The organism is Enterococcus sp. JM9B (assembly GCF_009933265.1).
GTDB classification, from domain to species: Bacteria; Bacillota; Bacilli; order Lactobacillales; family Enterococcaceae; genus Enterococcus_C; species Enterococcus_C songbeiensis.
Window position 1 is genome coordinate 23,571 of the sequence record NZ_MAEK01000030.1, and the last position, 6,000, is coordinate 29,570.

The window sequence follows — 6,000 nt, forward strand, 5'->3', positions numbered from 1 at the left end:
TTGATTCTTTATACTAAAAGCGGGAAAATTTCTGATTAGTATTCTTTACTAAGCGGAGATTTTCCTTTATTCTTAGAGGAGTTAGAGAATAAATGATAAAAGAATGAAGAGGATTTAAGAAATGAAAAGACGTTACAGCAGATATGATCTGACTGCACCACAAATGATCACCTTTGGATTTGCCGGGATCATTTTATTGGGAGCAACACTTCTAAGTCTGCCGATCTCCAGTCAAACTGGAGAATTTACACCCTTTATCGATTCATTGTTCACCGCGACCTCCGCGACGTGTGTTACCGGACTTACGACAGTGAATACTGCGGAACATTGGAATTTATTTGGTCAAGCAGTCATTTTGATTTTGATTGAGATTGGTGGACTTGGTTTCATGTCTCTGCCGGTTCTGTTTTACTTTTTATCCCGCAAAAAAATTAGTCTCAGTACACGGATGCTGCTGCGAGAATCGTTGAATATGGAACAAACTGGTGGTGGCGTCCATTTGATGTGGTCAATTATCAAAATTGCCGGAACGATTCAACTAGCAGGAATGGGGATGCTGATGATTGATTTCATTCCTCGATACGGTGTTGTCAAAGGTACTTGGTTCAGCCTATTTCATGCTGTTTCAAGTTTTTGTAATGCAGGCTTTGATTTATTCGGGGATAGTCTGGTCGGATTTCAAAAGGACCCTTGGGTATTAAGCGTGGTTATGTTTTTGATTGTCTCTGGGGGTCTTGGTTTTCTTGTGTGGTCAGATTTGCTCGGCTATCGCAAAAGAAAAAAAATCAGTTTGCACAGCCGAATTGCAATTTCTGTGACGATGGGCTTACTTGTATTTGGTACGCTGGGGTTCATGCTGACAGAAAGCAATGCTGAAGTTTTGGCACAAGGAAATTTTGCTGAGCGCTTCTTCAATACGATGTTCATGGCTGTCACTCCAAGAACGGCGGGTTATTTTTCTGTAGATTATTTCAGTATGACCCATGCCGGGTTGATTTTAACCATCATTCTAATGTTCATTGGTGGTACGTCAGGCTCAACAGCCGGTGGATTGAAAACCACGACCTTTGGGGTTTTGCTGATTAAGGTCAAAAGTATTTTCAAAGGACGGACGGAAGCCGAATTTGGCGGCAGAACCATTCGAAATGCGGCGGTGTCACGTGCGCTAACACTGTTTTTCATCACTTTGACACTATGTATCGTAAGTACCATGATTTTATCCGTGACCGAAACGATTCCAGATGTCAATCAACTAGGTTTGGAATATATCGTTTTTGAAGTCGTTTCTGCCTTTGGAACAGTTGGTTTAACAATGGGCTTGACGCCAAGCCTAACTTTGATCGGAAAGCTGATTATTATTAGTTTGATGTTTATCGGCCGTGTGGGAATCATGACAGTCGTCTTTTCATTGCTGACAAAAAATAGACAAGAATCACCAATCAAATATCCAGAAGAATCGGTGATGATTGGGTAAAAATTGAAGTCCGGCTTGTTCTTCCTGGTAATTGTGGAAGATTAAGCTGGACTTTTTCTGGTAATAGAATTTTTTTCTTTTCATTTTTGAAAAACTCCGGTATACTACCTTATGAAGACTCGTTAGAGAAAGAGGAATGTTTTGTGAGTGTGCTAGGTATCTAATCAAGCAATTGAATCCAGATAGACAAATTTCGATGTTTATTTGGCATGCCTATAGATACCTGTCAATGAAGATAAGCTGACTACGGTGATAGGTGAATCCTATCGCCTTTTTTAATTTAACGAGTTTTAGCAGCCCCTGGCAGGTGTTCATGGGGGAAAGGAATCAAACATGGACACAAAAGTATACAAAGAGACTGAATTTACAAAAATCAAAGAAGAAGTAATCAAATTCGCTATCAGTGATGAAGCAAAATCGTTGTTGATAGATAAGCAACCGTCTACCGTTCTGACTACCGTCGAGAAACGTTTAATAGAAACAAAAGAGGCCATGTTGCTGTTGGCTTCTGGTCAACACGTTCCTTTCATGGGAATGAAACAGATCCGTCATTTGACGGACAAGATTGAGAAGGGCATGATTTTAGAAGCCAATGAATTGGTGGAGTACAGTGATTTTTTGCGCTCCTTTCGTCTAATCAGACAGCTTTTTGAAAAGAATCAATTTCAATTGCCAACGCTTTTTAAATATAGCAACATGCTGACAGACTTTGAAAAAATTACCGAGAATATTATCGGAATGATTGCCGGTAATCGCGTGAAATCAGAAAGCTCCCGAGCCTTACGAAAAATTCGGGGAAGAATCCAAAAGCTTGAAGGAGACATTGAAAAAGCCTTCAATAAATTTTTAAAGAGCGGTACGACCCAAGCTTATTTGCAGGAACGAATGGTTTTAGTTAAAAATGATCGCTACACATTACCTGTAAAAAGTGAATTTCAATCAAAAATCAAAGGACAGATTATTGAACGGTCAAATAAGGGAACGACAGTCTTTATTGAACCAGAGGCGGTAAGAAAGTTAAATGACGAACTCCTATTGGCAAAGGCAGAAGAAGTTGCTGAAGTGTACCAAATTTTGGCATTCTTGACAGGGTTGATCGCAGAAGAAATGCCGCAGATTAGTGCCTGCAAAGAAATCGTGATGGAATTAGATTTGATTTTTGCCCGTGGAAAGTTTAGCCGTTCCATCAATGGTGCGCCGGTCACGGTGAATGATGAGGATTTTCTTTTCTTGGATCAGGTAAAACACCCACTATTAGGAACAGAGGCGGTTCCTTTGTCAGTCACGATTGGAAAAGATGCTCGCGGATTGATTATCACCGGACCGAATGCCGGCGGAAAAACAATCGTCTTAAAAACAATTGCCTTAACTTCTCTGATGACGATGTTTGGTTTGTTCGTAGAAAATAGCGGTAAATCATCGATTCCAATCTTTAGTGATCTCTTTATCGATATTGGCGATCAACAAAGTCTTGAAAATGCATTGAGTACTTTTTCTGGGCATATGCAAAATGTTTCGCATATTTTGGCTCATACTAAGAAACACGCCTTGATTTTATTGGATGAGATTGGGAGTGGAACAGAGCCGAAAGAAGGAGCTGCTTTGGGAATCGCCTTGATGGAAGCTATGTATCAAAAAGGGGCCATTGTCATTGCAACGACCCATTATGGCGAGATTAAGGATTTTGCATTGGCCCACGAAGACTTTATCACCGCAGCAATGGCGTTCGACGCTGCGACTTTGACACCGAAATATCAATTGATGATGAATCAAGTCGGAGACAGTAATGCCTTTTGGATTGCAGAGAAGATGAGAATCGATCCAGAGGTCATCACAAAAGCGAAAGACTATTTATCGGGAAAAGAGTATGGTACTCAGAAGCACCGTTTTACTTCTTCAAAAAAAGTGTCATTCGCTAAAAAGGAAACACCCAAATTTCATAAAGGTGATCGGGTATTTACTACAGATCACGGCTATGGCATTTTTTATGACTATCAGGAACAAAATGCTTTGGTGTACAATGGTGAAATGTTAGAATTACCGCTCCAACGCCTAAAGCTGATTACTTCTTACGATAAGTTGTATCCTGAAAACTATGATCTGGACAGTTTGTTTACCGATTATCATGAACAAAAATTTATTCGTGATATTGAACGTGGTTCTAAAAAAGCCCACAAGAAGTTGAGAAAACTCGCTGAAAAACGCCAGCAGAAATAGCAAGGAATCGGGAATTTTCCCGGTTCTTTTTCTTTTGGACTTCACAAAAACGAACATATGTTTTATAGTAGAACAAAAGGTAGGGAAGAATATGAAAACACCATTAACTCTGCAAATGGAAGAAACATTGTATTATTATTGTCGTGAAAATGGCGAAGTCGTGGTTGAAGAAGTGACGATGCCGGAAGATCAAGGAATCGTGGATACTCTAAGCTGTCGTTTAGTAGAAGAAAATTTCGAATGGCGGTGTTTTGAATTGAAAGTATCAAAAGCCGATTTTCGTTCCAAAGCAAAATTATCCTTTATTGGTCATTATAATTATTTTGTTTTGCCAGAAGCTCTTTATGCAGCTGTTCAAGAGGAGATACCGCCTGCTATCGGTGTGATGGTTTATCACGCATACATCGATCAAGAAGAGGTTCCTGGCTATTTTACGATTGAAAAGAAACCTCGACGTCAAGAGTTGACGGTTGCTGAGAATGCCTTGTTGTATCGTTTGATTTCGGCACAGGCAAGGGAAGTAGGGAAGGCAAAGCGCACTGCTCGTGGTTTGCGTGTTTTTTCCACCGACCAGCTCTATGAAGAATTAAAAAAACGCCAACCAGAATATGATCTCTTTGGCGGCGGTGTCAATTACTACGACCGTTTTATTGAAGAAACTCAGGCACAGGCAATTGAAGCCCTGAAAGAAGAATTAGAAGTAACGAGGCAGGCGTATTTTGATTTAGAAGCCCGCTTATTAGAAAAGGACTGAAACACTATGTATTATCCTTACTTTCGTGGAAAACAATTTGATCTGATTGCTTTACGTGAGTTGTCAGAACAAAATTTATTATCAGAAAAAATCCATCCAATTATTGAACCGGTTAAAAATTCAGCTGCGCTAAAAAAGGTGATTCTGCAATTTGAAGCTGTCAACCAACCATTTACATTGATTGAAAATCCGCAAGCGGGGGATTTTTTGACTGCTTCTGGCTATGAAACATTGCAGATGATGACCGTGCATCGGGGCCAAATTTTAGATCAACCTTTAGAAACATTAGAAAAGAGAGCCGGAATGTTAGTGCTCCAACGGGCAATGCCGGCGCTGGAAAGCGATTGGAAATCCAACCAAAGAGCTGTTTTAGTGCCTCCGGAATTTCGCTTATTACAAAAGGTAACTGGCGATTTAATTCTTTCAGAGGACGTCTTTACTCGTTTGCCGCGAAATCAGTTTTATGGGGAATGTCCAGATGAAATTTTCTCTACGACACATTTGACCTATAAAAAAAGAGGCTTCAGCGGGTTTAGTGATTTTTCTTTGGATAGTCGCATTTACTATGAAAAGAGCTATCCATCACCGGAAATTTGTATTCATTTGGTCTATTTTTCTAATGAAGCATTGCGGATTCACCATTTTCTTTCACCGGCAGAATTGCCTAGTCAAAAAGAAAAATTCCTAGCAGTCATGGAAGAAATTGCTCATTGGTCCACGATTAAACAAACAACCGGGTTGCAACTTTTGCTTACTGCTGCTGCACAACGTAAATTTCCTGGAATGGGAATTATCCGTAAAGCATCAATCATGCATCATTTAGAAGTGATGAATCAGTTTTTAACGGAGGAATAAGTATGAAAACACTGAAAGTAATGATCGGTGGAATTACCAAAGAAGACTTGTTGCAACAATTGAAGGAAAGACATATTCTGATCAATCCGATTGGTGAGAAATTGCTGAATAGTGACTTATTTGAAGTTACTAAAGAAGCTCAAATTGTTGATTTAACTGAAATTACTTTGTTTGAGTTGGGTTTTGAACATGGTGCAACCTTATCAGAAATGATTGACGGAGCGAAAAAATTTGGATTAAAAGTCTGTTCTGTTGATGTAGCACCGTTTTTACGTCTGACAGATTTTATCCAAACAAACAGTCACGGGCTGAAAACAACGCACAAAACACCGGACGCTGCGGTGACCGTGGTATCCGAGATCTTGAATGATGCTGTTGAATTCCCCAAAGGATTTTATCTTCGCAAAGTTGATGGTATCAATTGGCTTAGAGGCTATATTTGTGATGACAAACACATTTTTGATTCACAAGAACGTTTTATTTTAGCTGGAACATTTAAGAAAAGCTAATTTGTTTGAAAAAAATATTTTTTGGATAAAAATAGGATTATCGTCTATAAATGACGATAATTACGGTTTAAAAGAGGGGGAAACGAGTAAAAAGCTGAATCTAAGTGAGGGCTGTTAAATTTTTATATTTTAGTTTACATAATATATATTATACAAAGTTCTCGGGGGATGGCGAATGTTAAGATTAAGCG

5 protein-coding genes are annotated in these 6,000 nt (G+C 39.3%); all 5 read left to right on the forward strand.

Annotated features, from left to right (window positions below; translation table 11 throughout):
- The first annotated feature begins 121 nt into the window (after window positions 1-121).
- Window positions 122-1,474, forward strand: coding sequence for a TrkH family potassium uptake protein (locus BAU16_RS09485; RefSeq protein WP_137605854.1), 1,353 nt, complete (start codon window positions 122-124; stop codon window positions 1,472-1,474).
- A 333-nt stretch (window positions 1,475-1,807) separates the two neighbouring features.
- Entirely contained in the window at window positions 1,808-3,691 is a 1,884-nt protein-coding gene (locus tag BAU16_RS09490; protein WP_137605853.1) for an endonuclease MutS2, read from the forward strand.
- Window positions 3,692-3,782: 91 nt separating this feature from the next.
- Window positions 3,783-4,445: a hypothetical protein gene (locus BAU16_RS09495; protein ID WP_137605852.1), complete on the forward strand. Its 663-nt coding sequence runs from the start codon at window positions 3,783-3,785 to the stop codon at window positions 4,443-4,445.
- 6 nt (window positions 4,446-4,451) lie between these two features.
- Entirely contained in the window at window positions 4,452-5,300 is an 849-nt protein-coding gene (locus tag BAU16_RS09500; protein WP_137605851.1) for a sce7725 family protein, read from the forward strand.
- Between the two features lie 2 nt (window positions 5,301-5,302).
- Entirely contained in the window at window positions 5,303-5,809 is a 507-nt protein-coding gene (locus tag BAU16_RS09505; RefSeq protein WP_137605850.1) for a helicase, read from the forward strand.
- The last annotated feature ends 191 nt before the right edge of the window (window positions 5,810-6,000 follow it).

Coding starts and splice junctions, on each gene's coding strand:
- BAU16_RS09485 (WP_137605854.1), top strand. CDS start 122: ATGAAAAGACGTTACAGCAGATATGATCTGACTGCACCACAAATGATC.
- BAU16_RS09490 (WP_137605853.1), top strand. CDS start 1,808: ATGGACACAAAAGTATACAAAGAGACTGAATTTACAAAAATCAAAGAA.
- BAU16_RS09495 (WP_137605852.1), top strand. CDS start 3,783: ATGAAAACACCATTAACTCTGCAAATGGAAGAAACATTGTATTATTAT.
- BAU16_RS09500 (WP_137605851.1), top strand. CDS start 4,452: ATGTATTATCCTTACTTTCGTGGAAAACAATTTGATCTGATTGCTTTA.
- BAU16_RS09505 (WP_137605850.1), top strand. CDS start 5,303: ATGAAAACACTGAAAGTAATGATCGGTGGAATTACCAAAGAAGACTTG.